The sequence below is a fragment of the Rhizobium sp. 21-4511-3d genome (assembly GCF_053522545.1).
Window position 1 is genome coordinate 64,686 of the sequence record NZ_JBNWCF010000004.1, and the last position, 26,118, is coordinate 90,803.

Consider the following 26,118-nt stretch of genomic DNA (forward strand, 5'->3'; position numbering starts at 1 on the left):
CACTAGCTCCCGCGGTAGGTGGAATAGCTGAAGGGCGAGACGAGCAGCGGCACATGGTAGTGGACACGCTCGTCGGCGATGGCAAAACGGATCGGGATGATATCGAGGAACTCGGCCGTACCCGCTGTGCCGCGGAAATAGTCACCGGCATGGAAGCGCAGCTCGTAGGTCCCGGCCCGCATCGCTTCGTCCGACAGCAGCGGCTGATCGCAGCGCCCATCGTCGTTGGTATTGACCGACTTCAGCCGATGCGCCGTTTCGTCCTCGATGCGGTAGAGGTCGATGCGCAGCCTGTCGGCGGGTTTTCCGCGCACCGTATCCAGAACATGGGTCGTGAGCCGACCGGCTCCTGTTACATGAGACTGCATGATTTCTCCCAAGCGTAGCACTCCTGTCTCCAATATCGGACAGGGCCATTCCCCTGAAAAGCAGCGAGATCCTTCGAGACTTTCAAGTTTTAGAGGGGGAATGGCGGGCAGGATTGGGCTTTACAAAGCCGCCATCACGGAAACCGGAACGCAAAAAGCCGGGCCGTCCCCTCGAACGGCCCGGTTTTATGTGGCTTTCGCGGCTAAGCGAAGAAGGCGAAGCGCACCACGAAGAGCGCCGCGACGATCTGCGTCGCTGGATGCAGAACCGACCAGCGGCCGGTGCCGATCTTCAGCACGACGTAGCTGATGAAGCCGAAAGCAAGACCATTGGCGATCGAGTAGGTGAAGGGCATGGCGAGCGCCGTCAGGGCTGCCGGTGCGGCTTCCGTCAGGTCGTCCCAATCGATCTCGGTGAGCTCGCGCATCATCAGGCCGGCGACATAGAGCAGAGCCGGGGCCGTCGCGTAGCTCGGCACCGAAGCGGCGAGCGGCGAGATGAAGAGCGCTGCCAGGAACAACACGGCGATAGCCAGTGCTGTGAGGCCGGTGCGGCCGCCCGCCTGCACGCCGGAGGCGCTTTCGACATAAGCGGTCGTGCTGCTAGTGCCCATCAGCGAGCCTGCGACGATCGCGGCACTATCGGCGAGCAGCGCCCGGCTCAGACGGTTCGGCCTGCCCTCTTCGATCAGCTTCGCGCGCTTGGCAACGCCGATCAGCGTGCCGGTGGCATCGAACACCTCTACGAGCACGAAGACGAGGATGACGTGCACCAGGCCGCCATGCAGCGCACCGACGATATCGAGCTGCATGAATGTCGGCAGCATCGACGGCGGCATCGAGACGATGCCCTTGAACTCGCTGACGCCGAAGATCCAGGAGAGGACAGTGACGGCGAGAATGCCGATCAGGATTGCGCCGCGCACCTTCAGCGCATCGAGCACGGCAATCACGAAGAAGCCGAAGATCGCCAGCAGCGGGCCGGTTTCGCGCAGATTGCCGAGACCAACGAGTGTCGCGGGATTATCAACGACGATATTGGCGCTCTTCAGCGCGATGATCGCCAGGAACAGACCGATACCGGCGGCGATCGCGCTTCTCAGCGAATGCGGGATGCCATCGATCAGCCAGCGCCGCACGCCTGTCACGGTCAGGAGCACGAAGATCATGCCCGAGATGAAGACGGCACCGAGCGCCTGCTGCCAGGTAAAGCCCAGGGCGGCGACCACGGTGAAGGCGAAGAAGGCGTTGAGCCCCATACCCGGCGCCATGCCGATCGGCCAGTTGGCGACCAGCGCCATGACGATCGAGCCGAGTGCCGCTGCCAGACAGGTGGCAACGAAGATCGCATCACGATCCATGCCGGTGCTCGACAGAATGTCGGGGTTGACGAAGATGATATAGGACATCGTCAGGAACGTCGTGACGCCCGCGATGAGTTCGGTGCGCACGGTCGTCCCGTGCTCCTGCAATTTGAAAAGCCGTTCGAACATAATTCCTCCCGAGGCGAGCGCTCCCGGCGCTGCCCTATGTCATGGGGCCGCCTGCATCTCCTCCGGATACAGGCGCAAGAAACCCGAAATCCGGAATTTTCCTGCTGAGAGGGATTGTGCTTTGCCTGAAAGCGCGGCGCTAGATCAGGATTTCCCCGAAAAAATGCAAAAGACTTTCAAATTTTAGCAACTGTTTCGGCGCGCTTTATTCTGCTCTTCAAGGTCGCAGAGCGGCCGGCCAGACCGCCTGAAACGGCCGTCTGCAACGCTGCTCGGCCCGTTTCTGCCCCGATATCGTCGGGCACCCATCGATATATGCACAATAGTTCGCGGAGTGCAAAGTGACCAAGCCTACCTACTTCTCGCCGCGTGGCGGCAACCCTGCCCAGACAGAGCTCCTGTCCGGCCGCGCCGTCTTCACGGAAGCCTACGCAGTCATCCCCAAGGGCGTGATGATGGATATCGTCACCAGTTACCTGCCCTTCTGGGAGAAGACGCGCCTTTGGGTGATTGCGCGTCCGCTTTCCGGTTTTGCTGAAACTTTCTCGCAATATATCATGGAAGTCGCCCCCGGAGGCGGCAGCGACCAGCCGGAGGCCGATCCGATGGCCGAAGGCGTGCTGTTCGTCGTCGAGGGGGAGATCAGCGTCGAGCTTGCGGGAGCAAATCATGTGCTCCGTCCCGGCGGATATGCCTTCCTGCCGCCCTCCTGCGGCTGGCAGCTGCGAAACCGTGGCGAGGAAACCGCACGCTTCCACTGGATCCGCAAAACCTATGAGAAGGTGGAAGGTCTCGGCACTCCCGAACCCATCTTCACCAACGAACAGGATATCGCGCCCTCGCCGATGGCGGGCACCGAGGGACGGTGGGCGACCACCCGTTTCGTCGATCCGCTCGATCTGCGCCACGACATGCACGTGACGATCGTCACATTCGAGCCGGGTGCGATCATTCCCTTCATGGAGACCCATGTCATGGAGCACGGCCTCTACGTGCTTGAAGGCAAGGCGGTCTACCGGCTCAATCAGGACTGGGTGGAGGTCGAAGCCGGAGACTTCATGTGGCTGCGCGCCTTCTGCCCGCAGGCCTGCTATGCCGGCGGACCCGGCAAGTTCCGCTACCTCCTCTACAAGGATGTGAACCGGCACATGAAGCTCGGGCGGTAACAATCAACCAGCAGATCGTTGCCCGGCCGTTAAAACTTATTAAACCATCATCTATAAGCTAGGTGGGATCGACCAACCCGCGCCGAACGAATAGTGCCGCGAAACTGCCAGGAGAATGCGCCGTGTCCAGAAGGTTTTCACTCCTTGGCTTTGCCGGCATGGCGCTTCTCTCGATGGCGGCTTCCGCACAGGCGGCGCCGTCCGGCTCCACGCTGCCGATCCCGAACTGGCTGATGGAGCATGTCGGCGTCGACGACGGGCAGATCGCCCTGCCCGTCCTCCAGCGCGCGCGCAGTCTCTATTTCTCGAAGGTGGCCGAAGGCAAAGTCCGGAACGGCTGCTATTTCGCGATGGACGCTACGCGGCCGAACGACCCCGGCGACCAGTCGAGCGGCCGGTTCTATGTGATCTGCGAGGGCGACATGTCGTTCAGCGTGATCTCTTCCGGTCACGGTGGCGGGCGCAATCTTCAAGGTGTGGCGAATTTCTCCAATGGCCGGGAATGCGCCAAGAATTTCGGCAACGCGCTGGATTCCAACCTGACCGCCGGCGGCGCCTATCTGACGAGCGAGATCAAAACCTCCTTCAAAGGCTATTACCGCACCAGCGCCGACCGGCAGGCGGCCTTCATCCGCTCCTTCGTGCAGTTCGACGGGATCGGTGAGACCGCCAATGCCAGACAGCGGGCGATCGGTGGCCATGCGGCTGCCCTCGTATCCGGCATCTGCATGCAGAAGAAGCCCGACAGCCCCTATGCCAATAGCCAGGGTTATACGCCGCTCGGCAAACTCGTGACCTATGCGGGCGGTCGCAGCGACGGCTGCACCAGCTGGTCGCCATCCGATGCGCCGAAGGTTCTGTCCATGGTCGATGGCAACCCGACGACGCTCTACATCTACCCGGATTCCAGCGACATCAAAGCCGTCGCGCAAGCCGTCGCAGCCGGCCAATCGCCGGTCACCAACGGCAGCTACTGGAACGCCTCCTGCCTGAAAGCCATCGGCTCTCCGAAGTTCTGGCCGAAGGAAAAGCTCGAGCCGATCATCGCCCAGTACAAGGCCGATCATCCGCCGCAGCCCTCGCGCCCCGTGCCGATGTGCGACAGCACGACCAACTGATCCGAAGCGCGATCATTCGCAGAGAATAGCCTCTTCGAAAAAAAGTGGGCGCTCGACCAGAAGGGAGCGCCCGTACCAAATCTTCGGCGTCAGTTGCGGCGGAGGCCGAAGCTTGGTTGAGGACAATGTGACCCGAGTCGCAGGCCGAGCGCAAGCCGCAACGGAACAAGAGAAGAACACTCCGGCTTTACCGGCCTGATGGCTGCACAGGTTTTCCACCACTTGTCCACAGGCCAAGCTCTTGAAATAGCGCTATTCTCTGTTGCCGCAGGAACGTTTTGCTGCGGCTCATCGGCCACGCGCCGTCAGACTTTCATCGGATTGATACCTTCATGTGCCTTGGAGGCGTATCATGTCCTCCTCCTTGAGCGCCAGGCGGCGGGTCGCTCGGAGACAGGGAGCGGCCGGCGCCATCGTTGGCCGCTCCCCGCAATTGCCGCCAACAGCGCTTCGGATGCCGCCCTTTCATCTGGCGTAAATGACCTCAAGATTGGCATTTATGCCGATAGGCCTCGGCCTCACGCCCGGCTATAAATCGGCATCCTGGCCGATGTTTGGCTCCTCGCCAGCACGGCCGCATGATGGCGACAGGAAGATCAGGCGATGGCCGAAAACCAATCCATTCAGCAATATTACGATCGTGGCAGCCTCAGGGAGCGTCTGGAAGCAGCGCTTGCGGCCGATGGCCTTGATGGCCGCGTGCTGGCGCCTGAGGATCTCGCGCCGCTCGACCAGTTTCATTCGCGCGGCCTGGCGGCGACGGTCGAGCTTGCCGATGCTCTCGATATCGACGGCTCGGCAGCGGTGCTCGATATCGGTTCGGGCCTCGGCGGACCGTCGCGCTATCTCGCGGCGCGGTTCGGCTGCAAGGTGACGGGCATCGATCTCAGCCAGTCTTTCGTCGATGCGGCGAGCTTCCTGGCGGAGCGGACCGGCCTTTCCGGAAAGGTTGCCTACAAGCAGGCAAATGCGCTTTCTCTGCCGTTCGACGACGGCATGTTCGATCTCGCCTGGACGCAGCATGTCGCGATGAACATCGCGGATCGCGCCGGCTTCTACCGCGAGGCGTTCCGTGTCCTGCGGCCCGGCGGGAAGCTGGCGATCTATGACGTCGTCGCCGGCGAAGTCACTCCCATGCATTTCCCGGTACCATGGGCCGAGCAACCGGCGATGAGTTTTGTCGTGACCGCCGAGGAGATGCGAGACGCGCTGGTTTCGCAGGGCTTCCGCATCACGTCGTGGACGGATTGCACGGAAGCCGGTGCGGACTGGTTCGAGGCGCGCCAGCGCGCGCAGGCAGCAGCGGCGAAACCTCCGGCGCTCGGCCTTCATGTCGTCATGGGCAGCGAGTTCGGCATTGCCGGCCGCAATCTCGGGCGCAATCTGCGCGAAGGCAGGGCCGGCCTCATTCAGGCGATTGCGCAAAAGCCCTGATCGCATTACCGGCAAGAATGAAGAATATCGACGGAGACAATTTCATGTCAGATCGCATCACCGGGGCCGCCTTGATCGGCAATAGCGACGTGGCTCCCGGCCAAAAGACGCTGATCGCGTATAATCCCGCGACATCGGCAACCCTTACACCCGAATTCCGCAATTCCTCGGAAGAAGACGTCGCCCGCGCCTGCGACCTCGCCTGGAATGCGTTCGACCGCTACCGCCAGCTGCCGATCGCAACGCGTGCCGCTTTCCTGGATGCAATCGCCGAAGAAATCGACGCCTCGCAGGCGGCCGTCATCGAACGCGCGGGTGCCGAAAGCGGCCTGCCGGAGGGGCGGCTCAAAGGCGAATTTGCACGCACATTGAATCAGTTGCGCCTCTTTGCTCAGACTGTGCGCGATGGCGAATGGCTCGATCTGCGCATCGATAGCGCCCTGTCGGATCGCCAGCCGCTGGCACGCCCGGATCTTCGCATGCGCCAGATCCCGCTTGGCCCCGTCGCCGTCTTCGGATCGAGCAACTTTCCGCTCGCCTTCTCGGTTGCGGGCGGAGACACCGCGTCGGCGCTGGCGGCTGGATGCCCTGTCGTCGTCAAGGGCCATCCCGCACATCTTGGCACCGGCGAACTTGTCGCCCGCGCCATCCGCAGCGCCGCAGAACGGACGGGAATGCCGGAAGGCGTGTTCTCCTATCTCCCCGGCGAAATCGCCGCCGGCACGGCACTGGTCAAGAACCCGAAGATCAAGGCGGTCGGTTTCACCGGTTCGCGCCGCGGCGGCCTTGCGCTGGTGGCGCTGGCTTCGGCCCGCCCCGAGCCAATCCCCGTCTATGCCGAAATGAGCAGCGTCAATCCCGTCTTCGTCATGCCACAGGCGATCGAAAAGCGCGCTGCAGCGATCGCCAAGGGCTATGCCGCATCGCTGACGCTCGGCGCCGGCCAATATTGCACCAGCCCGGGCCTGATGTTCGTGCAGCAGAGCGCAGGGCTTTCGGCTTTCCTCCAGACGCTCGAGGCCGAGCTCGGCGCCCACCAGCCGGCACCGATGTTGACGAGCGGCATTCATGCAGCCTACGAAGCCGGGCGTGATGCGCTTGCCGCTCACGACGGCGTGTCGGCGGCTGCCGAAAGCCAGCCGCCCGCAGGGCCGAACCGCGGCCGCGCGGCGGTGTTCAAGACCGATGTGAAGAGCTTCCTCGCCAACCCGGAGCTGAGCCAGGAAATCTTCGGATCGGCCTCGCTGCTGATCGTCTGCAACAGCGTCGATGAGATGCGGGACGCCGCCGAACAGCTCGAGGGACAGCTGACGGCGACGCTGCATCTCGAGCCCGAGGACGTCGCTGCAGCCGGCCCGCTCATTCCGGTTCTTGAGCGGCGCGCCGGGCGCATCCTTGCCAATGGCTGGCCGACGGGCGTCGAAGTCTCTCATGCCATGGTCCACGGTGGCCCCTTCCCGGCGACATCGGACAGCAGCACGACCTCGGTCGGCACGCTCGCGATCCGACGCTTCCTGCGGCCGGTCTGCTACCAGGATATGCCGCAGGCGCTCCTCCCCGCCGAGTTGCAGCCCGGCACGCTTGAAGCCCTTCCGCATCTCGTTGACGGGAAGCGCTAACCTGCGAGACTGGGAGGTGCCGGTTGCGAAGATCGGCATCTCCCGACAGTCGGCTTACATTAAAAAACAACGATAGATCGTATTTTAGCAGTTCCGGAAACGAGATTTGTGGTCTCTGCGCCTACCCTGGGTATTCCAACCTCATTGGCGCCGATATGCTCGAACTGCAAAACAAAGTTCTCGAACGGATCGCCAAGGGCGAGCCGCTCACCGAAACATTGGAAACATTGTGCCGTCTGGTGGAAGCCCGCCTGCCGGGCATTCAATGTTCGGTCCTTCGTGTTGAAAACGGCGTCCTGCACCCGCTCGCGGCTCCCTCCCTGCCGAAGCATTACAGCGATGCACTCGACAATCTGGAGATCGGCCCGCTTGCCGGTTCCTGTGGCACAGCCGCCTATTATGGCGTCCCCGTCATCGTCACGGATATCGCGAGCGACGCGCGCTGGGCCAAATACAGGGCGCTTGCCCTGCCGCTCGGGCTCCTAGGCTGCTGGTCGACGCCTGTTATCAGCGGCGGCAAGGTCATCGCCACCTTCGCCCTCTACTTCGGCAACGGCCGTCATCCAGAGAGCCATGACAAGGAAGTCATCGAGACCTGCACGCATCTCTGCGCAATCGCGATCGAACGCGACGAGCGCACCCGGGAAAGGGAGCGCCTCACCTATACAGATGCGCTGACGGGACAGGCCAATCGGGCGCGCTTCAACGAAGTGCTGCACGGCCTGCAGGCCGCAAACAGCGACTTCGGGCTGCTGCTTGCCGATATCGACAACCTCAAACTGGTCAACGACACGTTCGGCCATGGCGCGGGCGACGCCCTGATCCAGACGGTGGCGCGGCGTATTGCTGCCGCCGTCCCCAGGGATCGGACCTTCCGGCTCGGTGGCGACGAATTTGCCGTGATCTTCGACGGCATCGGCATCGATGAGCTGACCGAGCACTGCAACGCCATACTCCGTGAAATCAAGCGCCCGGCGCAATGCGACAGGCACGTCGTCTTCCCGTCGGTGACCGCAGGCGGCGCCATCTCCGGCAATGGCGACGCGCGCCAGAACGCCGATATCGCGCTCTATCACGGCAAGTCGCGCTATCGCGGCCAGTTCACCGCCTATTATCCCGGCATGGGCACGGCGCTGACACGCAGGTTCCGCGCAATTCGCGATGTCGGCATTGCGCTCGCCGAAGGACGGATCGAGGCGCATTACCAGCCGATCGTTCGCCTCGACACGAAGGAGATCGTCGGCTTCGAAGCGCTTTGCCGGATGCGGACGGCCTCGGGCGACGTCGTTGCCGCGGCGCATTTCCATGAGGCGATGCTGGATGGCGATATCGCATTGCAGATCACCGAGCTCATGCTCGTGACCGTCGCCGCCGACATGCGCCGCTGGCTCGATCTCGGCCTGCCGCTGCAACACGTCGGCCTGAACCTATCAGCCGCGGATTTCCACACCGGCAATCTCCAGGCAAAGCTGCAGGAGCATTTCACCGCAAAGGGCGTGCCGCTGGAACATGTGATCCTGGAGGTGACCGAGTCCGTCTATCTCGACCCCCGCGACCACATGATCGGCGAGGAGATCAGCGCCTTCCGGGAACAGGGGCTGCGCGTCGCGCTCGACGACTTCGGCACGGGCTATGCCTCCCTCACCCACCTGCTCACCGTCCCCGTCGATATCATCAAGATCGACAAATCCTTCGTCGATCGGCTCATCCACGAGGAGCCGGGCGCCGCTATCGTCGAAGGACTTGTCGGCATCGCCGGAAAACTCGGCATCCGCGTCGTTGCCGAAGGCATCGAGACCGAAAGCCAGGTCTCGGATCTCGTTGCGATGGGATGCGTGCTCGGCCAAGGTTTCCTGTTCTCGCGCGCCGTCGATTTCGATACGGCAACCGAGCTGCTCAGGACAAAAGGGCAGAGACCATCGGCAGAGGCCGGCGCGCTGACGCGCGTCGGTGTCTGAGGGGCTCTCGCGCGGCGGGCTGGCTTATAGGAAATCGTCGCGGCGCGGCGTGAACGTGTCGATCAGCAGGCCGGGCGCCAGCGCGACGACGCCGTGGACCAGGTTCGGCGCGACGATGAAGCTGCTGCCCTGCTCCAGGCGGGTCGTCTTGCCGTCGACGGTGACGTCGAACGCGCCCTCGGCGACATAGCTCACCTGCGTATGCGGATGGGAATGCGGAGCCCCGACTGCACCTTCCTCGAAGCGGAAGGCGACCAGCATCATTTCGGGTCTCTGGCTCAGAACGGCGCGGCGATTGCCGGGGGCGACCTCGGTCCAGACCGTGTCTTCGGGAAGGGAGAAGAATGACATCATGATCCTTTCATCGGGCTAGCCATCCGCCGTCGACGGGCAGGATGGCGCCATGCACATAATCGGAAGCGGGAGCGGAAAGGAAGATCGCCGCACCCACCATATCGTCCGGCCGCGCCCATCGGCCCGCCGGAATTCGCTTGAGGATATCCGCGCTGCGTTCGGCATCGGCGCGCAGCGCCTCGGTATTGTTGGTCTCGACATAGCCAGGCGCAATCGCATTGACGTTGATGCCCCGGCCTGCCCATTCGTTCGCCATCAGCCGCGTCAGACCGGCAAGGCCGCTTTTTGCGGCCGTGTATGAGGGAACGCGGATACCGCCTTGAAAAGACAGGAGCGAGGCGATGTTGATGATCTTCGCGGGCTGTCCACGCGCGATCGCATTCTTCGCGAAGGACTGGCAGAGGAAGAAGGCCGATTTCAGGTTGGTGTCGATGACCGCGTCCCAATCCTCTTCGGTGAAATCCAGTGCGTCGGCGCGGCGGATGATGCCGGCACTGTTGACGAGGATATCAGGCGTTGCTCCGGCATCTACGGCCTGTTCGATGACAGCGCGTGCGGCCTCTGTCCTTGCGAGATCAGCCGTGATGGTGTGAAAGCTGCGGCCGTGGCCGCGCACCAGCGCCTCCGTTTGCGTCATTGCCGAGCGCCCGACGCCGATGACGTCGGCGCCGGCGCTTGCAAGGCCGGCTGCGATCGCCTGGCCGATGCCGGTATTGGCGCCGGTGACGATGGCGCAGCGGCCGCTCAGATCGAAACCGGTCACCGCAGCGCGTCCATTGGAACCTTGTCCATATCGGTAAAGCTCATGTTATCGCCCGCCATCGCCCAGATGAAGGCGTAGCGGCCGGTGCCGGCGCCCGAATGGATCGACCAACCCGGCGAGAGCACCGCGTCGTGGTTCTTCAGGACGACATGCCGGGTTTCACTCGGCTCTCCCATGAAGTGGAAAATGCGCGTCTGCTCCTGCATGCCGAAATACAGATAGACCTCCATGCGCCTGTCATGGACATGCGCCGGCATCGTGTTCCACACCGAGCCCAGCTCGAACATCGTCAACCCCACGAGAAGCTGGCAGCTGTCGCAGACATCGGGATGCACATACTGGTTGATGGTCCGCGCATTGGATTCCTCGGCCGAACCAAGCGCCACCTTGCGCGCCATATCGCGGGTGATGAGGACCGTCGGGCAGGCGCGATGCGCCGGCGCACTCAGCAGATAGAAGAGCGCCGGCTCGCTGGCATCGCGGCTCTCGAAGCGAAGGGCTGATGCTCCCATGCCGATATAGAGCGCCTCCTGGAAACCAAGTTCATAGGTCTTGTCCCCGACCGTGACGCTACCGGCACCGCCGATATTGACGATCGCCGCCTCGCGGCGTTCGAGAAAAGCATCCGTCCCGGTCTCGGGAACGCGGGAAATCTCGAGGGCCTCCCGGGTCGGCGAAACGCCGCCGACGATCATCCGGTCGAGGTGGCTATAGGTGAGGTTGATCTCACCGGGGCGGAACAGGTTTTCGATGACGAAGCCTTCACGCAGCCCCTGTGTGTTGCGGCGCGCGGCATCCTCAGGCCCGACGACCTGGCGGGTTTTGACAGATAGGGTCATTCATTTGCCTCTTGTCTTGAACATCTGCGTCAGCTCAGCACGACATATTCGGTCAATTGCCCGACGGTCGTGTCGGCCTTTTCGACGTCGAATACCTTCGTCCCGTGGCTCATGATCACGAAGCGGTCGCAGACCTGGTAGGCATGGTAGAGATTGTGGGTGACGAGCACGCTGGAGACATTTTCGGCCTTCAGCTTCAGCACCTGGTTGAGCAGCGCTTCCGTCTCGCGAACGGAAAGAGCCGAGGTCGGCTCGTCGAGCAGCAGGACGCGCTTCTTGAAATAGACGGCGCGGGCGATTGCCACCGCCTGCTTCTGCCCGCCGGAAAGATTGCCGACGAGCGTATCGGGCGAGTCGATGCCGGCGATATGGACGGCGTTTTTCAGCACCTCCATGGCAATCTCGCGCATCTCTGCCTGCCTGAGAAAACCGAAGCGATCGGTCAACTCGCGACCCATGAAGATGTTGCGCGTGATCGAGAGGGAATCGACCAGCGCCGTATGCTGGTAGATCGTCTCGATACCGGCATCGGCCGAATCCGAACGGCAGGTGAAGAGCGTCCGTTTGCCGTCGACGGTCAGATATCCATCGGTCGGCTTGTGGATGCCGGAGATCAGGTTGACCGTCGTCGATTTCCCGGCGCCGTTGTCGCCGAGCAGGCCGACCACTTCGCCTTCGCCGATATGGAAGCTCAGGTTGCTGAGCGCGGTCAGCGCACCGAAGCTCTTTGAGATATTGTGGAGTTCGAGAAGATTGGGTTTCGACATCACGCAAGCCCCCGCCGCTCGATGAGATGGTTGAAGATTGCCGCCAGCACGATGAGCGTCGCGATGAACATGTCGAGGTAGAAGCCCGGCGCTCTCAGGAGCAGCAGCACATCGGTGATGGTGTGGATGAGGAGCACGCCGAGGAAGATGCCGATGATCGACCCCCGGCCGCCGCGCAGCGACAGGCCGCCGATGACGCAGGCGGCGATCGCCTGCAGTTCGAGACCTGCGCCCTGCCCCGGCTGAACGCTGCCGACGCGGGTTGTTGCCAGGATGCCGGCAACGGCCGCCATGCCGCCGGCGATCGCAAATCCGATCAGCTTGACGCGGCCGGTATTGATGCCGATCGCCTCCGCCGCGCCGCGATTGCCGCCGGTCGCAAACACGTGGTTGCCGAAGCGGTGGCTGTGCAGCAACAGATGGAAGGCTGCGACCAGCAGAATGATCCAGATGAAGGCCGCGTTGATGCCGAAAAGGCTGCCCGAGAACAGGCTGGTAAAGGCGGCTTCCGGATCGAAGCGGACCTGAACGGCGCCGTTATAGAGCAGCACGGCGCCACGCCAGAAGAGCAGGCCGCCGAGCGTCACGATGAACGACGGAAGCCCGAAGCGCAGCGTGATCTGACCGTTCAGAAGCCCGATCATCACGCCCGCCAGAATACCGATCGGCGCAGCGATGAAGGCGCTGATGCCGAGATTGACGAGGCTTGCCATCAGGATGGCGGTAAAGGTGTAGACGGAGCCGATCGACAGGTCGAACTCCCCTGAGATCATCAGCACGCCGGCGCCGAGCGCCAGGCAGCCGAGCACCGGGATCGCCTTCATCAGGATCGTCAGGTTCTGCGGCGACAGGTAGCGAAAGTCATCGGGATAGAGCAGCGCTCCGACGATGCAGACGATCTGCAGCGTCATGAAGACGAGGAAGATTGCGCCTGCCGGCTTTCCCATGATCTGTTTGAGGATCGATTGTTTTTGGGTCCGCGACCGGGGCGCGGCACTCTCTGCAAGAATAGGTGTCACGGTCTGGTACTCGATTTTTGGGAGAGCGGGGAACCGGCCGCAAAGGCGGTTCCCCTTGTCTGTCGCTTAGCGGTAGCTGCCGATCAGCGGCTTGACCGAGCTGATGCGCGACTTGTCGAGGAAGGCGCCCTGGCCGGTATCGACGTCGGTCGGCGTCAGGCCGTATTTCTTGGCGAGCGCGATCTGGGCGATCGGATAGTAGCCCTGCAGGTAAGGCTGCTGGTCCATGGTGGCGAACATCGCGCCAGATTCGACCGCGTTGACGATCTCGACCGCCAGGTCGAAGCCGCCGAACGGGATCTTGGCGCCGGCATCCTTGATTGCGCCTGCCCCGACGGTCGAGGTGACCGAGCCGGTGCCGAACAGCGCCTTAACGTTAGGATTGGCGACCAGGAACTGGGCGATGATGTTCTGTGCCTCGGCCGGGTCCAGTCCGGCGCGTACGGTCTCGACCTTGATGCCGGCCTCCTTCATCGACTTTTCGATACCGCCGCCGCGCGCGACCGCGAAGCTCGCCTCGGGGATTTCGCGCGGATTGAAGACGACGTCGCCGGACTTCAGGCCGAACTCCTTGATCATGCGATTTCCGAGCTCGTAGCCCGATGCAAACTCATCCATGCCGACATAGGCCTGGCGGCAATTGCCCTTGGCGCCTTCGAGGTCGTCATTGTTGAAGCCGATGACGATGATGCCAGCTTTGACGGCCGCGCAGATGCTGCTGTCGAACGCATCCGAAGAGGAGATCGCCACGGCGATGCCGTCGACGCCGCTTGCCGTCGCGCTCTCGATCAGGTCGTTCTGGCGAACCGGATCGTTGTTGGCATATTGCACGTCGAGATCGACGCCGAACTGTGCCGCTGCATCTTGTGCGCCCTTCACCACGGGGTTAAAGAACTGCACACTCGGATCAAGATAGATGATCATCGTCGCCTTGACGTCTGCGGCAAGCGCCGTCGACGAGGCCATGGCGGCAAAGCCCGCGGCAAGCACCGCGGCTTTAAGATTGGTCAGTTTCATTTGCGTATCCTCCCTTTGGATGTGCAATACGGGTCGAAAGACCCAATTCTCGGCTGGCGAGCTCCGACCAAAGATCGCGCCAGCCGAGATTTCCCCCATCAAGCCCTTCCGCTCTCCTGCCTTGGCGAAAGGACCTGCTTAATCGTCAGGCGAACCAGGGCGCCGGGCGCCCGAGCGTCACGTGGATGCCCTTGAACTGCGAATATTCGTCGAAGCCGTAGCGGCCGAGCTCGCGGCCGAGGCCGCTTTTCTTGTATCCGCCGATCGGAAGTTCCGGCGTGCCGTCGATGACGCTGTTGATCCAGCAGCGACCGGCCCTGATGCGGCGGATGCTCTGCAGCGCGGTTTCGAGATCCTTGGTCCAGACGGAGGCCGAGAGCCCGTAGTCGCTGGCATTCGCCATCGCCACCGCCTCGTCCGCCGTCTTGAAGGTCAGCGTCGAAAGCACGGGCCCGAAGATTTCTTCGCGGGCAATCGACATATCGGGCGTGACGCCTGCAAAGACCGTCGGCGCATAATAGAGACCGGCCCCCTCGCCTGCCCGCGCGCCGCCGAGCAGCAGTTCGGCGCCTTCCTTGACGCCCGCTTCGACATAGGAATGGACCTTGGCGGCGTGGGCCTCCGAGATCATTGCACCGATCTTGGTGCGCTCGTTCAGCGGATCGCCGAAGGTGACCTTGCGCGAGATATCGAGCAGCCGCTCCATCAGCGCATCACGGATACCTTCCTGGACGAGAAGACGGCTGCCGGAAATGCAGCACTGGCCGGCATTGTGATAGACGCCATAGGCGATGCCATCGGCGGCGGCTTCCAGATCGGCATCGGCAAAGACGATCTGCGGACCCTTGCCGCCGAGCTCCAGGCCGACGCGCTTGACGCTGTGCGCTGCAATCTCGCCGAGCTTGGTGCCGACGCGCACCGAGCCGGTGAATGCGACCATATCGGTGCCGGGATCTTCGGCAAGCACCTGACCGGCCGGATCGCCGTAGCCGGTGACGACGTTGAAGACGCCGTCGGGAATGCCCGCTTCACGAGCCAGTTCCGCCATGCGGATCGAGGTGCCCGAGGTGAATTCCGAGGGCTTCAGGACAACGGTGCAACCGGCGCCGATCGCCCAGGGAACGCGCTCGGAGGCGATGATGAAGGGGAAGTTCCAGGGCGTGATGATGCCGACGACGCCGACCGGTTCGCGAAGCACGAGGCCGAGGCGGTCATCGCCGATATTGTTGTGGGACTGCCCTTCGAGCGCGCGCGCCTGACCCGCCGCATAAGACCAGAGATCGGCGCAGAAGCCGATTTCGCCGCGCGCCTGCGCGATCGGCTTGCCGACCTCAAGGCTTTCGATCAAGGCCAGCTCCTCCTGCCTCTGCAGGATGAGATCGGCGACCTTGAACATCAGCCGGGAGCGCTCTGCGCCCGACATCCGCGGCCAGGGACCGGTATCGAAGGCGCGGCGGGCAGCGGCGATCGCCTGTCTCACGTCATCGGCTGATGCGTCCGGCCATGTGCCGACCACCACACCCGCATGCCCAGGGCTGACGCGATCGATCGTCTTGCCCGACGATGCGTCGACAGACTTGCCATCGACAAGCATCTGATAGCGGGATTTAATGTGGAGACGCGGATCACTGGAATCGGGCGTGATGAAGTTCGACATTTTAGACAACAATGCTTCCTCAAGGCCGGACGCAAGCTGCCGGCCCCTCCCTATTTGCCCGGCTTTTGCACCGCCGGATTTATGTTGCGTTTGAATTGTATGGTACTGTATGGTGGTTTTAAATGGATGTCAACGCATGACGGCGGCACGAGATATGCACCTCGAAACTTTAAAGGTTGAGACCGGCGAAACCGCCGCAGCACAGGTGGAGCGCGATCTGCGCGAGCTGATCATTCAGCTGGAGCTCGCCCCCGGCATGCGGCTTTCCGAACAGGAAATCGCCACCCGTATGGGCGTGTCACGGCAGCCGGTGCGCGAAGCGCTGATCGCGCTCGGCAAATCGAAACTCGTCGATATCCGCCCAAATCGCGGCACCGTCGTCGTCCGTATCTCGGCGCGGCAGATGATGGAAGCCCGCTTCGTGCGCGAGGCGCTGGAGACGGCGGTTGCCCGCCGCGCCAGCGAAAGCTTCGACACCTGGACGCGGCGGCGGATCGACACGATCCTGACGCGCCAGCGCGCCGCCATGGAGGCGCAGGACCACAACGCCTTCCGCCGCGAGGACGAACAGTTTCACATCGCGATCGCCGAGGGCGCGGGCTGCAGTCTCGCTTGGAACGCCATCTCCGACATCAAGGCGCATATGGACCGCGTCTGCAACCTGCAGCTCCGCCATCCGGATTCCATGCTGCGGCTGATCGCCGAGCATGAGGCAATCATCACCGCGATCGATACGCGCAACCCCGATGCCGCCGATGCCGCCATGCGCGCGCATCTGAACGGCATTCTTTCCGATCTGCCGCAGATCGAAGCGGACCATCCGGATCTGTTCGAATAGCGCGACTTCGGCGCCCCGCCGTCTCGCCCTTGAGTTAAATCGATATTTATGCGGCAAACCTAATTCGAGCAGCGGTTACGGCTTTTCTTCTCGAATCTCCCTTTGTAGCGTCCTCCCACCTTGGGGATGGAGCAGAGATGGGATCGTCGTCGGATTTCAATGCAGAACTACACGCGCGCCCGTCGATCTATTTCGATGGCCCGGCTTTCGTCGAGCACGTCGCCATCATGCCGGGCGAAGGCAGTGCGGCGAGCCATATGGGATTTCACGACACCCTGTCGAATGAAGCGGATGTCGCAGTCCGCGTCGAGCGCCACACCGAATTCGTAACGGTGACGCGGCTTCGCAAGCTCTCAACCGACGCCGCCGAATGGCCGGCTTCCGAACTATCGGATGCCGAGGTGCTGGAACTGACTGGCATTGCATCGCCAAAACAGATCTGCCGGGTGGCGATCCTAGTCGTCGACGAAACCACCGAGGACCTCCCGCCGCATCTGGCTAGGTTCGGCTTCGGCGACACCGCGGCCTCCTTCATCGGCGGCGGCTCCGCGCTCGTCTGCTCCGATTTCAAGGTGCGACAGGATGGTTCCAGCCGCATCCTACTCTTCAACAGGGATCTGAACGCTCATCGACTCGGCCGGATGGTCCGGCGCATTTTCGAGATCGAGACTTACCGGGCGATGGCTCTGCTCGGCCTGCCGGTCGCTCATCGTCTGGCCCCGATGATCGGTGCCTATGACCGGAAGCTGATCGAGCTGACGAACCGTAATCTGCTGATCCCGGCAGACGAGCACAAGGAACTGCTGGCCGATATCACGGTGCTCTCCTCGCAGATCATTTCGGCGGCCGCTGAGACCCGCAACAGGTTCAGCGCCACCGGCGCCTACACGACTATTGTCGAGGAACGCATCGCGCTGCTGCGCGAAACCCATGTGCCCGGCTTCCAGCGCTACGGCACTTTCGTGGCGCGCCGCTTCAAACCCGCCGTCCGCACCTGCCAGGCGACGGCGCTAAGGCTGGAACAGCTGTCACAGGCGACCACCCATCTGATCGATCTTCTGCAGACGCGCATTCAGGTGGAGATCGAACACCAGAACGCCGTGCAGATCCAGGCCATGGCCGAACGGGCGGCGACACAGGTGAAAATCCAGCGCGCCGTCGAGGGCTTCTCGATCATCGCGATCAGCTATTACCTGCTCAGCCTGCTGAAGGTCGTGTTCGAAACCGCAGACCATGCCGGATATCACATCGATCCGCTGGTGATGCTCGTCTCGATCCCGATCGTCATCGGCACGGTCTGCCTGACGATCCTGCGGGTCAAGCATGCGTTAAGTTCGGAGCACTAGGGAGCGGGCTGCCCTACTCCCTGATCGCCGCGGCGAGATAGCAGGTGAGTTCGGCAGCGGATCTCTCCTTTGCCAGCCCCGCGGCCTGCCCGGACCACATGCTTGAGAAATCGGAGCTGCCCGTCTTTTCGGCGGCCGTGCGCAACGGGATCAGGGCGCCACCGGCTGTCGGGAACGCCGGAGCGATATCCGAGAGCGGGCCGATCTCACGCATCAGACGATTCATGAAACCGCGGGCCGGGCGGCCGGTGAAAACATTGGTCAGCGCCGTCTTGTCCGCGCCTCCGGCGCGCAGCGCCTGGCGGTGAAACTCCGTGACCTTCGCTTCCGGCGTCAGGAGATAGGCCGTGCCCACCTGGACCGCGGATGCGCCGAGTTCGAAAGCGGCGCGCACACCGCGCTGATCGGCAATGCCGCCAGCGGCGATCACCGGCACAGAGACGGCATCGGCGATCTGCGGGACGAGCGCGAAAGTCCCGACCTGGGTTGCCATATCCATACTCAGGAAGTTGCCGCGATGGCCGCCCGCCTCGTATCCCATGGCGATGACGGCATCGACGCCGCGCTCTTCGAGCCAGCGCGCCTCGGCTACCGTGGTGGCAGAAGCGATGATCCTGGCATTCGTCGCCCTCACCCTTGCAAGCAGCGCGTCGCCCGGAAGGCCGAAATGGAAGCTGACGACCTCGGGACGATACTCCTCGACGATCTCGCAGAAAGCCGCGTCGAACGGCGCGCGATTGGACGACGGAACAGCATCGGCCGGATCGAGACCGAGCTCGACGTAGTAGGCAGACAGCGCCGCCCGCCACAGCATCTGCGCGGAGGGGTCCGGCTCAGGAGCGGCATGCGCGAAGAAGTTCACGTTGACAGGCTTTCGCGTCACGGCGCGGATCTGGTCGAGCGCGCTTCGCATCTGTTCGACCGTCAGCATCGCCCCGGGCAGCGAGCCCAGACCGCCGGCCTCGCTCGTCGCGATCACCATCTCCGGCGTCGTGGCTCCCGCCATCGGCGCCTGGATGATAGGGAGATCGATGCCGAAGAGATCGGTGATGCGGCTGTCTTTCCGGGATTCCATGGTCACGACTTCCTTTTCTGTGGCGCCCGCCGGCAACCCTATTCGGATTTGGCGTCTTGTTCAGCCTGCTTCCGGCGAAATTCCGGAGTGGTCACCCCGCCGACGCCCCAGTTTTCCAATTCGACCTCGTCGATGACGACAAATGTCGAAGCATGCGGCTTGCCCATCACTTCGAAAAGCAGATCGCTGACGCCCTTGATCAGCGCCTTCTTCTGCTCCGGCGTCGTAGCTTGCGCGCCTGGCGCCGTTCCTTCGCGCGTCACCTTGATATTCACATAAGGCATGGTTCTTACCTTCGCTATGCCGGTCGTCTGATCCGACGCGGCGGTTGATGAACGTGGAGAGCTGCCCGCGCAGAACGCGGGCAAGCGTGAGCTACCAGCGTCCGGCGTGCTGGCCGCCATCGACATTGATGGTTTCGCCGGTCAGGAAGCGGGCGCGTTCGAGATAGAGGACGGCATCGACGACATCGCCGATCTCGCCCATGCGGCCGACCGGATGCAGGCCCTTGAGGAATTCGTGGGTTTCGGCGGGATGCATCGGCGTCTTGATGATGCCGGGTGCCACGGCATTCACCCGCACGCCACGCTTTGCATATTCGATCGCCAGACCGCGGGTGACAGCATCAAGGCCGCCCTTTGTCAGCAGGGCGAGACCCGACGGCACGTCGGAGAGAGCCTGATGAACAAGCGTCGTGGTGATCTGAACGATATGCCCGTCGTGATGCTTTTCCAGATGGGGCAGCGCCAGCTGCGTGATATGGAAGAAGCCCTCGATATTGACCTTCAGCACATTGGCGAGCTCGTCCGTCGTATAGTCGACGAAGGGCTTACCGATGAAGACGCCGGCATTGTTGATCAGCGTATCGATGCGGCCAAAGCGCTCGATGGCGGTATCGACGACTGTCTGCGCGACGGCGCGCTCGCCGATATCGCCGGGTACCGCGACGATGCCGGTGTCGGCGGATTGCTTGATATTGCGGGAATTGGCGACGACGGCATAGCCGGCCTCGCGATAGGCCTTGACGATACCGGCACCCAGGCCCTGCGAGGCGCCGGTGACGATGACGACTTTCTGTTCGCTGCTCATGATGATTTCCTTCCTTGTCCGGCCGCTGACTGCGGTCAGCCGGCGGGCTGATTGTCTTGCCCACCAGAGGTAGGCTGGTGACATCTTGTGTGAAATTGGCTATTGGTTCTCAGTGGCTGAGAAAAAACGCACAGAGCCTGATTGGCAGGACATCCGCGTCTTCCTGGCGCTCGGGCGGCATCGCAGCCTCTCGGCGGCGGGCCGCACCCTGTCGGTCAATCACGCGACCATCGCGCGGCGGATCCGCTCGCTCGAGGCGACGCTCGGCGAGAAGCTGGTCGAGAGACGGCCGGACGGTTACGTCCTGACAGCAGCGGGCACGCAGGCGCTCGCGGTTGCCAGCGACATGGAGACGGCAGTTCAGACGCTGGTACGCGGCGGCACCGATGGCGCGCCCAGGGGGCTGGTTCGCATCAATGCCCCTCCGGCGCTTGCGCAGGGTTTCCTCACGGAGCGCCTTGCCGAAATCCCGCTTCAGTTTCCCGGGCTGGACATCGATCTCGCCACCGATCTTCGCTCAGTGAGCCTTGAGCGTCATGAAACAGACGTTGCCATTCGCCTCGGCCGGCCTCAGGATGGAGACCTGATGGCAAAACTGCTGCTGCCGATGGCGTTCGGCTTCTACGGCACGCCGGCCATCTGCCAAGAGGTGGAGGAAGGTGCTGCGCCGAAATTCATCGGGTTTGACGAGACGAATTCCTACCTCCCGGAAGCCGCATGGCTTGCCCGGGAGTTCCCGAATGAACGGCTGGTGTTTCGCGCCAACAATCAGGTCGCGCAGGCAACTGCTGCGAGATCGGGCGCCGGATTGGCGCTTCTGCCCCACTATATCGGACGCGTCGAGCGCTCCCTCAGGCTCTGCCGGCTCAAGCAGGTTCCGCCGCCGCGCGAGATCTGGCTGCTCACTCGCCGCCAGGATCGCAAAGAGACGCCGATACGAGCGGTCTGCGATTTCATCGCCCGGAAGTTTGCTGAGGAGCGAACGCTTTTCGAGGCGTGAGACTGACGAAGATCAACATGGGAGGAAGAAAATGGCCGAACCAGACCGTTGGCGCCACATGGCAAGCGCACCGAGAGACGGCAGCCGGATCCTTGTGACGATCCGCGCCGTCGAACAGGGGCCTGCCGAGGTCGATCTTGCCTATTGGTCGAATGGCGACCGGTTTGGCGCCGAGGGCTGGCGGGCATCCGATTCTTCGCCGGGGCAGATTATCGAATATGCCGAACCGGAACTGAAGTGTTGGATGCCGCTTCCAACGGTCGACGTTAACCGCGCCGCGATGCCCACACCCTGGGAAGGCGAGGACGAACAGAATCTCGACGGCTCCGGGATCTGAGAGCCAAAAAAACAGCGGCGGCGTAACGCTTTGAGTGGTTTTTGCGGCTGATCGCGATCGGCGGCGCGGGGCGCTTCATCTTTTTGCTCGAAGCGTGCATAATGTCATGAAATTATCGCCTTCAAAACGAGACAATTCATGCGCCGCCAAGCCAATCCTTTCGCCACCGATCCGACTCCCGCGACAAAGCCGGTCGTCTGGCGGCCGAGCGTGGCGAAGCAGAAGGGCGAGACGAAGCATGCGGCTTTGACCGAACGGATCATCGCCGATATCGATTCCGGCATCCTCAAGCCGATGGACCGGATGCCGACGCATCGCGATCTGGCGCGCGAACTCGGCCTTTCGGTGCAGACCGTCAGTCTCTCCTACAAGGAAGCGGAGAGGCTCGGCTATCTGAGCGGCGAAATCGGCCGCGGCACCTTCGTCAAGGCGCGCGTCACCGATCGCGCGGGCCGGATGATGCTCGATCACAGCCAGAACGAGGTGCTCGACCTCTCGATCATCCGCGCTGTCTATCTCGATGCCCATGAGGACGCTTCCCGCGAGATTTTTCGCGAGCTTGCAGAGAGCGATATTGCGAGCTTCATGCGTCCCTGCCGGCCGATCGCCGGCCTCGACCGGCATCGCGAGGCGGCGCGGCTCTGGCTGCAGCCGATGGGTGTCAGCGCGGGCGCCGAGCGCATTCTCGTTACCAACGGGGCAGCGCACAGCATCTTCCTCGCCCTGAGCTGCATCATCCGCTCCGGCGATGTCGTGCTGTGCGAAAACCTCACCGATCACGGCATCATCGGGCTTTCCAATATTCTCGGCTTCAGCCTGAAGGGACTGCCGACAGATGCTGAGGGTATATTGCCCGATGCGCTGGAAGCGGCTTGCGCCGTCGGCAGCGTCAGGGCGCTGGTGCTCATTCCGACGCTCAACAACCCGACGAGCCACGTCGCCGGTGCAGAGCGCCGGCGCGCGATCGCCGAAATCGCGCAGCGCTACGGCATCTTCGTCATCGAGGATGAGGTCTACAGGCCGATGATCGAGGAGGACCTGCCTTCCATCACCGAGCTTCTACCCGATCTCGGCTTCTTCGCCACAAGCTTCACCAAGACGGTGCTGACCGGCCTGCGGGTCGGTTACCTCGTCGTCCCGCCGGCCTATTCGATCCGCGCTGCTTCCATTCTTAGGGTATCGAGCTGGAGCGGCACCTATCTCACGGCCGAGATCGCCACGCGCTGGGTCGAGAATGGCACGGCGAAGGAATTGCTGGCGATACAGCGCGATGAGGCGCGCTCGCGCCAGCGCATTGCCGCCGAAATCCTCGGCGACCATTTTGCCTCCGGTCACCCGTTGTCGCTCTGTGCCTGGCTGAAGGTGCCGCAGCACTGGACCGAAGATGGCTTGGTGCGCTCGCTTGCCAATCAGAATGTTGCGGTCACACCGTCGGAGCCCTTCATTGCCGGTCCCGGCCACGGCGGCGGCATCCGGATCTGCCTTGGCGGGCGGATGAGCCACGCCACGCTCCGGAAGGCGCTGACGACAGTGCGCCAGGCGTTCGAACAGCTGCCGCCTGTCTACGACGTCGGCTCCATCGGCTGATGTCCGGTTCAGGACAATCATTGAATCATTACAATATAATAATTGACATGATTTTACTTCGCTCTCAACATGACAATCATGAAGAGCGAGCCGAGATCAACAGAAAACGAGACGCTGCCGGTCAGCCTGGCTGACATCGAGCACGCTGCCGATCGCATCCGCGGACGCGTGACGCGCACGCCGCTCACTCACTCCGCTTCCCTCTCCAGGCAGGCTCACCAACCCGTTTATCTCAAGCTCGAGACCCGCCAGCCGATCGGCGCCTTCAAGCTGCGCGGCGCGACGAATGCCATTCTCTCGCTCGATCCTGCAGCCCGCGAGCGCGGCCTCGTCACCGCCTCGACCGGCAATCACGGCCGTGCCGTTGCCTATGCCGCGCAGGCGCTCGGCATTCCCGCAACGGTCTGCATGTCATCGCTGGTCCCGGCCAACAAGGTCGAGGCCATCAGGGCGCTCGGTGCCGAAATCCGCATTGTCGGCGTGTCGCAGGACGATGCGCAGGATGAGGTCGAGCGGCTGGTCGAAAGCCGCGGTCTGACGCCGATCCCGCCGTTTGATCATGCTGACGTCGTTGCAGGTCAGGGCATGATCGGCCTCGAAATCGTCGAGGACCTGCCCGATGTCGCGACGGTTCTCATCCCCCTTTCCGGCGGCGGCTTGGCAGGCGGCATCGCTGTCGCGGTCAATGCGCTGAAGCCGCAGGCACGGATCATCGGCATCTCGATGGAGCGCGGCGCGGCCATGCATGCTTCCATCGCCGCGGGCAGGCCCGTAGCGGTCCGCGAAGAGGAGACGCTGGCGGATTCACTCGGCGGCGGCATCGGCCTTTTAAACCGTGTGACCTTCCCGCTCTGCCGCGACCTGCTCGATGACATCGTGCTGCTGACGGAGGAGGAAATCGCCGCGGGAATCCGTCATGCCTCGCATCAAGAAGGCGAGATCGTCGAGGGCGCCGGAGCGGTCGGCATTGCCGCCATTCTCGCGGGCAAGGTGGAGCTCACCGGCCCCACGGCCGTCATCCTATCGGGCGGCAATATCGACGCCAGGGTTCACCGGCACATTATCGAGGGAGGTGCTGCATGAGCCGCATCCGCATCCTGACGGAAAGAGACCTGCGCGCCGCCGTCAGCCTTGATATCTCGGCCGTCGACTGCGTCGAGCAGGCCTTCCTGGCGCTGGCGACGCAGCCGGTGGCGATGCCGCCGATCCTGCGGCTCGACATTCCTGAATTCCGCGGTGAAGTCGACGTCAAGACGGCCTATGTGCCGGGTTTCGATGGCTTCGCGATCAAGGTCAGCCCCGGCTTCTTCGACAATCCGAAGCTCGGACTGCCGAGCCTCAACGGGCTGATGATCCTGTTCAGCGCCAAGACGGGGCTAGTCGAAGCGCTGCTTCTCGACAACGGCTATCTGACCGACGTGCGCACCGCCGCAGCCGGTGCGGTCGCCGCCCGGCATCTGTCGCGCACGGAGGCTTCCGTCGCCACGATCTTCGGCGCCGGCATGCAGGCGCAACTGCAGCTCTCGGCGCTGATGCTGGTGCGCCCGATCAAATCGGCGCGCATCTGGGCGCGCGATCATGCAAAGGCAGAAAAGCTCGCGGCCGAATGCGCGCGGCAATTGGGCATCGACGTTACCGCCTTCTCCGATCCGCGCGAGGCGATACGCGGCAGCGACATCGTCGTCACGACGACACCGGCCGAAAAGCCCATCCTGATGGCCGATTGGCTGGAACCTGGCCAGCACCTGACCGCGATGGGATCGGACTCCGAACACAAGAACGAGATCGATCCGGCCGTTTTCGCCCGCGCCACCTACATTGCCGACCGCCTGTCGCAGACGCGCATTCTCGGCGAACTGCACCACGCCATCAGGGCAGGCGCCGCAACGCCGGAGCAGCTGTTCGCCGAGCTCGGCGCGGTGATCGCCGGTACGGCGAAGGGCCGCGTCAGCGCCGGGGACATAACCTTTGCCGACCTGACCGGGACCGGCGTGCAGGACACTGCGATCGCCAATCTGGCCGTCAGCCGCGCGACAGCGACAGGCAGCGGTCAGACAATCGAAAACAGAAGAGAAATGGGAGATGCCGCGTGAGCGTGACGCTGAACTTTACGCGTGAGGAATATGCCGAGCGCCTGTCCAAGACCCGTCATGCCATGGAAAAGGCCGGGATCGATCTGCTTGTCGTCACCGACCCGTCCAACATGCACTGGCTCACCGGCTACGATGGCTGGTCCTTCTATGTGCATCAATGCGTGCTGGTGCCGCCATCAGGCGAGCCGATCTGGTACGGCCGCAAGCAGGATGCCAATGGCGCCAAGCGCACCGCGTACCTTCACCACGACAACATCATCGGCTATCCGGATCACTATGTGCAGTCGACCGAGCGCCACCCGATGGATCTGCTCTCGCAGATCATCGACGAGCGCAAATGGTCGGGGCTGACCGTCGGCGTTGAAATGGACAATTATTATTTCTCGGCGGCAGCCTACGCCTCGCTGCAGAAAAACCTGCCGAACGCCCGCTTCAAGGACGCAGCCGGCCTCGTCAACTGGCAGCGCGCCGTCAAGAGCTCGACCGAGCTCGACTATATGCGCAAGGCCGGCAAGATCGTCGAGCTGATGCACAAGCGCATCGTCGAGGTCGTCGAACCCGGCATGCGCAAATGCGATCTCGTGGCCGAAATCTATGATGCAGGGATCAGGGGAACGCCGGAGTTCGGTGGCGACTATCCGGCAATCGTACCGCTTCTGCCGTCGGGCGCCGACGCTTCCGCGCCACACCTCACCTGGGACGACAAGCCGATGCGCATTGGCGAGGGCACGTTCTTCGAGATCGCCGGCGCCTACAAGCGTTATCACTGCCCGCTGTCGCGCACCGTCTTTCTCGGCAAGCCGACGCAGGCCTTTCTCGATGCGGAGAAGGCGACCCTCGAAGGCATGGAAGCCGGGCTTGCGGCGGCCAAGCCAGGCAACAGCTGCGAGGACATCGCCAACGCCTTCTTTGCCGTGCTGAAAAAATACGGGATCATCAAGGATAACCGCACGGGTTACCCGATCGGGCTCTCCTATCCGCCGGATTGGGGCGAGCGCACCATGAGCCTGCGCCCCGGCGACCGGACGGAATTGAAGCCCGGCATGACCTTCCACTTTATGACCGGTCTCTGGCTCGAGGATATGGGACTGGAAATCACCGAAAGCATCGCGATTACCGAGACCGGCGTCGAATGCCTGTCGAACGTGCCGCGCCAGCTGTTCGTGAAGGGTTGATGCAAT

At 62.9% G+C, this 26,118-nt stretch carries 25 protein-coding genes; 13 read left to right on the plus strand and 12 right to left on the minus strand.

Going from position 1 to position 26,118, the window contains the following annotated elements; all coding sequences use genetic code 11:
- Positions 1-2: 2 nt before the first annotated feature.
- Positions 3-368 (minus strand): hydroxyisourate hydrolase, encoded by a 366-nt coding sequence (uraH, locus tag ACQZ5H_RS11090; protein WP_449097708.1) that lies wholly within the window; start codon positions 366-368, stop codon positions 3-5.
- Positions 369-571: 203 nt separating this feature from the next.
- Complete coding sequence (locus ACQZ5H_RS11095) at positions 572-1,861, minus strand: NCS2 family permease (RefSeq protein WP_413711442.1); 1,290 nt, start codon at positions 1,859-1,861, stop codon at positions 572-574.
- A 341-nt stretch (positions 1,862-2,202) separates the two neighbouring features.
- On the opposite strand from ACQZ5H_RS11095, the gene ACQZ5H_RS11100 reads away from it, so the two are divergent.
- The 5 genes from ACQZ5H_RS11100 (at position 2,203) to ACQZ5H_RS11120 (ending at position 9,156) form a co-directional block, all read left to right on the plus strand.
- Entirely contained in the window at positions 2,203-3,027 is an 825-nt protein-coding gene (locus ACQZ5H_RS11100) for a bifunctional allantoicase/(S)-ureidoglycine aminohydrolase (protein ID WP_449097709.1), read from the plus strand.
- Positions 3,028-3,185: 158 nt separating this feature from the next.
- Positions 3,186-4,145, plus strand: coding sequence for a hypothetical protein (locus tag ACQZ5H_RS11105; protein ID WP_449097914.1), 960 nt, complete (start codon positions 3,186-3,188; stop codon positions 4,143-4,145).
- A 603-nt stretch (positions 4,146-4,748) separates the two neighbouring features.
- A complete protein-coding gene (locus ACQZ5H_RS11110; protein WP_449097710.1) occupies positions 4,749-5,579 on the plus strand; it encodes a class I SAM-dependent methyltransferase in 831 nt (276 codons plus the stop codon).
- Positions 5,580-5,623: 44 nt separating this feature from the next.
- Positions 5,624-7,198, plus strand: coding sequence for an aldehyde dehydrogenase (NADP(+)) (locus ACQZ5H_RS11115; protein WP_449097711.1), 1,575 nt, complete (start codon positions 5,624-5,626; stop codon positions 7,196-7,198).
- Between the two features lie 155 nt (positions 7,199-7,353).
- A complete protein-coding gene (locus ACQZ5H_RS11120) occupies positions 7,354-9,156 on the plus strand; it encodes a GGDEF domain-containing phosphodiesterase (RefSeq protein WP_130281077.1) in 1,803 nt (600 codons plus the stop codon).
- A 24-nt stretch (positions 9,157-9,180) separates the two neighbouring features.
- Here ACQZ5H_RS11120 and ACQZ5H_RS11125 read toward each other — a convergent pair whose 3' ends face one another.
- The 7 genes from ACQZ5H_RS11125 to ACQZ5H_RS11155 all read right to left on the minus strand — a co-directional run bounded on the left by ACQZ5H_RS11125 (position 9,181) and on the right by ACQZ5H_RS11155 (position 15,572).
- A complete protein-coding gene (locus ACQZ5H_RS11125; protein ID WP_112717760.1) occupies positions 9,181-9,510 on the minus strand; it encodes a cupin domain-containing protein in 330 nt (109 codons plus the stop codon).
- Between the two features lie 7 nt (positions 9,511-9,517).
- Positions 9,518-10,273 carry a 2-dehydro-3-deoxy-D-gluconate 5-dehydrogenase KduD gene (gene kduD, locus ACQZ5H_RS11130; protein ID WP_449097712.1) on the minus strand — a complete coding sequence of 252 codons (756 nt, stop codon included), beginning with the start codon at positions 10,271-10,273 and terminating at the stop codon, positions 9,518-9,520.
- On the minus strand, positions 10,270-11,112 hold the full coding sequence (gene kduI, locus ACQZ5H_RS11135; protein ID WP_449097713.1) for a 5-dehydro-4-deoxy-D-glucuronate isomerase: 843 nt from the start codon (positions 11,110-11,112) through the stop codon (positions 10,270-10,272). The genes kduD and kduI overlap by 4 nt, the downstream gene beginning before the upstream one ends.
- A gap of 29 nt (positions 11,113-11,141) precedes the next feature.
- A complete protein-coding gene (locus ACQZ5H_RS11140) occupies positions 11,142-11,879 on the minus strand; it encodes an ATP-binding cassette domain-containing protein (RefSeq protein ID WP_112717754.1) in 738 nt (245 codons plus the stop codon).
- A complete protein-coding gene (locus ACQZ5H_RS11145) occupies positions 11,879-12,898 on the minus strand; it encodes an ABC transporter permease (RefSeq protein WP_199625224.1) in 1,020 nt (339 codons plus the stop codon). Before ACQZ5H_RS11145 ends, ACQZ5H_RS11140 begins: the two co-directional genes overlap by 1 nt.
- 66 nt (positions 12,899-12,964) lie before the next feature.
- On the minus strand, positions 12,965-13,915 hold the full coding sequence (locus ACQZ5H_RS11150) for a sugar ABC transporter substrate-binding protein (protein WP_112717750.1): 951 nt from the start codon (positions 13,913-13,915) through the stop codon (positions 12,965-12,967).
- Between the two features lie 145 nt (positions 13,916-14,060).
- On the minus strand, positions 14,061-15,572 hold the full coding sequence (locus tag ACQZ5H_RS11155; RefSeq protein ID WP_449097915.1) for an aldehyde dehydrogenase family protein: 1,512 nt from the start codon (positions 15,570-15,572) through the stop codon (positions 14,061-14,063).
- Positions 15,573-15,708: 136 nt separating this feature from the next.
- Between ACQZ5H_RS11155 and ACQZ5H_RS11160 the strand changes: the two genes are divergently transcribed.
- Positions 15,709-16,410: a GntR family transcriptional regulator gene (locus ACQZ5H_RS11160; RefSeq protein ID WP_162708721.1), complete on the plus strand. Its 702-nt coding sequence runs from the start codon at positions 15,709-15,711 to the stop codon at positions 16,408-16,410.
- Positions 16,411-16,547: 137 nt separating this feature from the next.
- Positions 16,548-17,756 (plus strand): DUF3422 domain-containing protein, encoded by a 1,209-nt coding sequence (locus ACQZ5H_RS11165; protein ID WP_449097714.1) that lies wholly within the window; start codon positions 16,548-16,550, stop codon positions 17,754-17,756.
- A 13-nt stretch (positions 17,757-17,769) separates the two neighbouring features.
- Here the strand turns inward: ACQZ5H_RS11165 and ACQZ5H_RS11170 are convergent, their stop codons facing one another.
- The 3 genes from ACQZ5H_RS11170 to ACQZ5H_RS11180 all read right to left on the minus strand — a co-directional run bounded on the left by ACQZ5H_RS11170 (position 17,770) and on the right by ACQZ5H_RS11180 (position 19,920).
- Entirely contained in the window at positions 17,770-18,837 is a 1,068-nt protein-coding gene (locus ACQZ5H_RS11170) for an NAD(P)H-dependent flavin oxidoreductase (protein WP_449097715.1), read from the minus strand.
- 32 nt (positions 18,838-18,869) lie between these two features.
- A complete protein-coding gene (locus ACQZ5H_RS11175; protein ID WP_112717742.1) occupies positions 18,870-19,115 on the minus strand; it encodes a tautomerase family protein in 246 nt (81 codons plus the stop codon).
- 91 nt (positions 19,116-19,206) lie between these two features.
- A complete protein-coding gene (locus ACQZ5H_RS11180) occupies positions 19,207-19,920 on the minus strand; it encodes an SDR family NAD(P)-dependent oxidoreductase (RefSeq protein ID WP_449097716.1) in 714 nt (237 codons plus the stop codon).
- Between the two features lie 112 nt (positions 19,921-20,032).
- Between ACQZ5H_RS11180 and ACQZ5H_RS11185 the strand changes: the two genes are divergently transcribed.
- The 6 genes from ACQZ5H_RS11185 to doeA all read left to right on the plus strand — a co-directional run bounded on the left by ACQZ5H_RS11185 (position 20,033) and on the right by doeA (position 26,112).
- A complete protein-coding gene (locus tag ACQZ5H_RS11185) occupies positions 20,033-20,920 on the plus strand; it encodes a LysR family transcriptional regulator (RefSeq protein ID WP_449097717.1) in 888 nt (295 codons plus the stop codon).
- Between the two features lie 31 nt (positions 20,921-20,951).
- Positions 20,952-21,257, plus strand: a complete 306-nt coding sequence (locus tag ACQZ5H_RS11190) for a hypothetical protein (protein ID WP_449097718.1) — start codon at positions 20,952-20,954, stop codon at positions 21,255-21,257.
- Between the two features lie 138 nt (positions 21,258-21,395).
- A complete protein-coding gene (ehuR, locus tag ACQZ5H_RS11195) occupies positions 21,396-22,844 on the plus strand; it encodes a MocR-like ectoine utilization transcription factor EhuR (protein WP_449097719.1) in 1,449 nt (482 codons plus the stop codon).
- 69 nt (positions 22,845-22,913) lie between these two features.
- Positions 22,914-23,927 carry a hydroxyectoine utilization dehydratase EutB gene (gene eutB / locus ACQZ5H_RS11200; protein WP_449097720.1) on the plus strand — a complete coding sequence of 338 codons (1,014 nt, stop codon included), beginning with the start codon at positions 22,914-22,916 and terminating at the stop codon, positions 23,925-23,927.
- Positions 23,924-24,937: an ectoine utilization protein EutC gene (gene eutC, locus ACQZ5H_RS11205; RefSeq protein WP_449097721.1), complete on the plus strand. Its 1,014-nt coding sequence runs from the start codon at positions 23,924-23,926 to the stop codon at positions 24,935-24,937. The genes eutB and eutC overlap by 4 nt, the downstream gene beginning before the upstream one ends.
- Positions 24,934-26,112 (plus strand): ectoine hydrolase DoeA, encoded by a 1,179-nt coding sequence (doeA, locus tag ACQZ5H_RS11210; protein ID WP_449097722.1) that lies wholly within the window; start codon positions 24,934-24,936, stop codon positions 26,110-26,112. The genes eutC and doeA overlap by 4 nt, the downstream gene beginning before the upstream one ends.
- Positions 26,113-26,118: the final 6 nt, after the last annotated feature.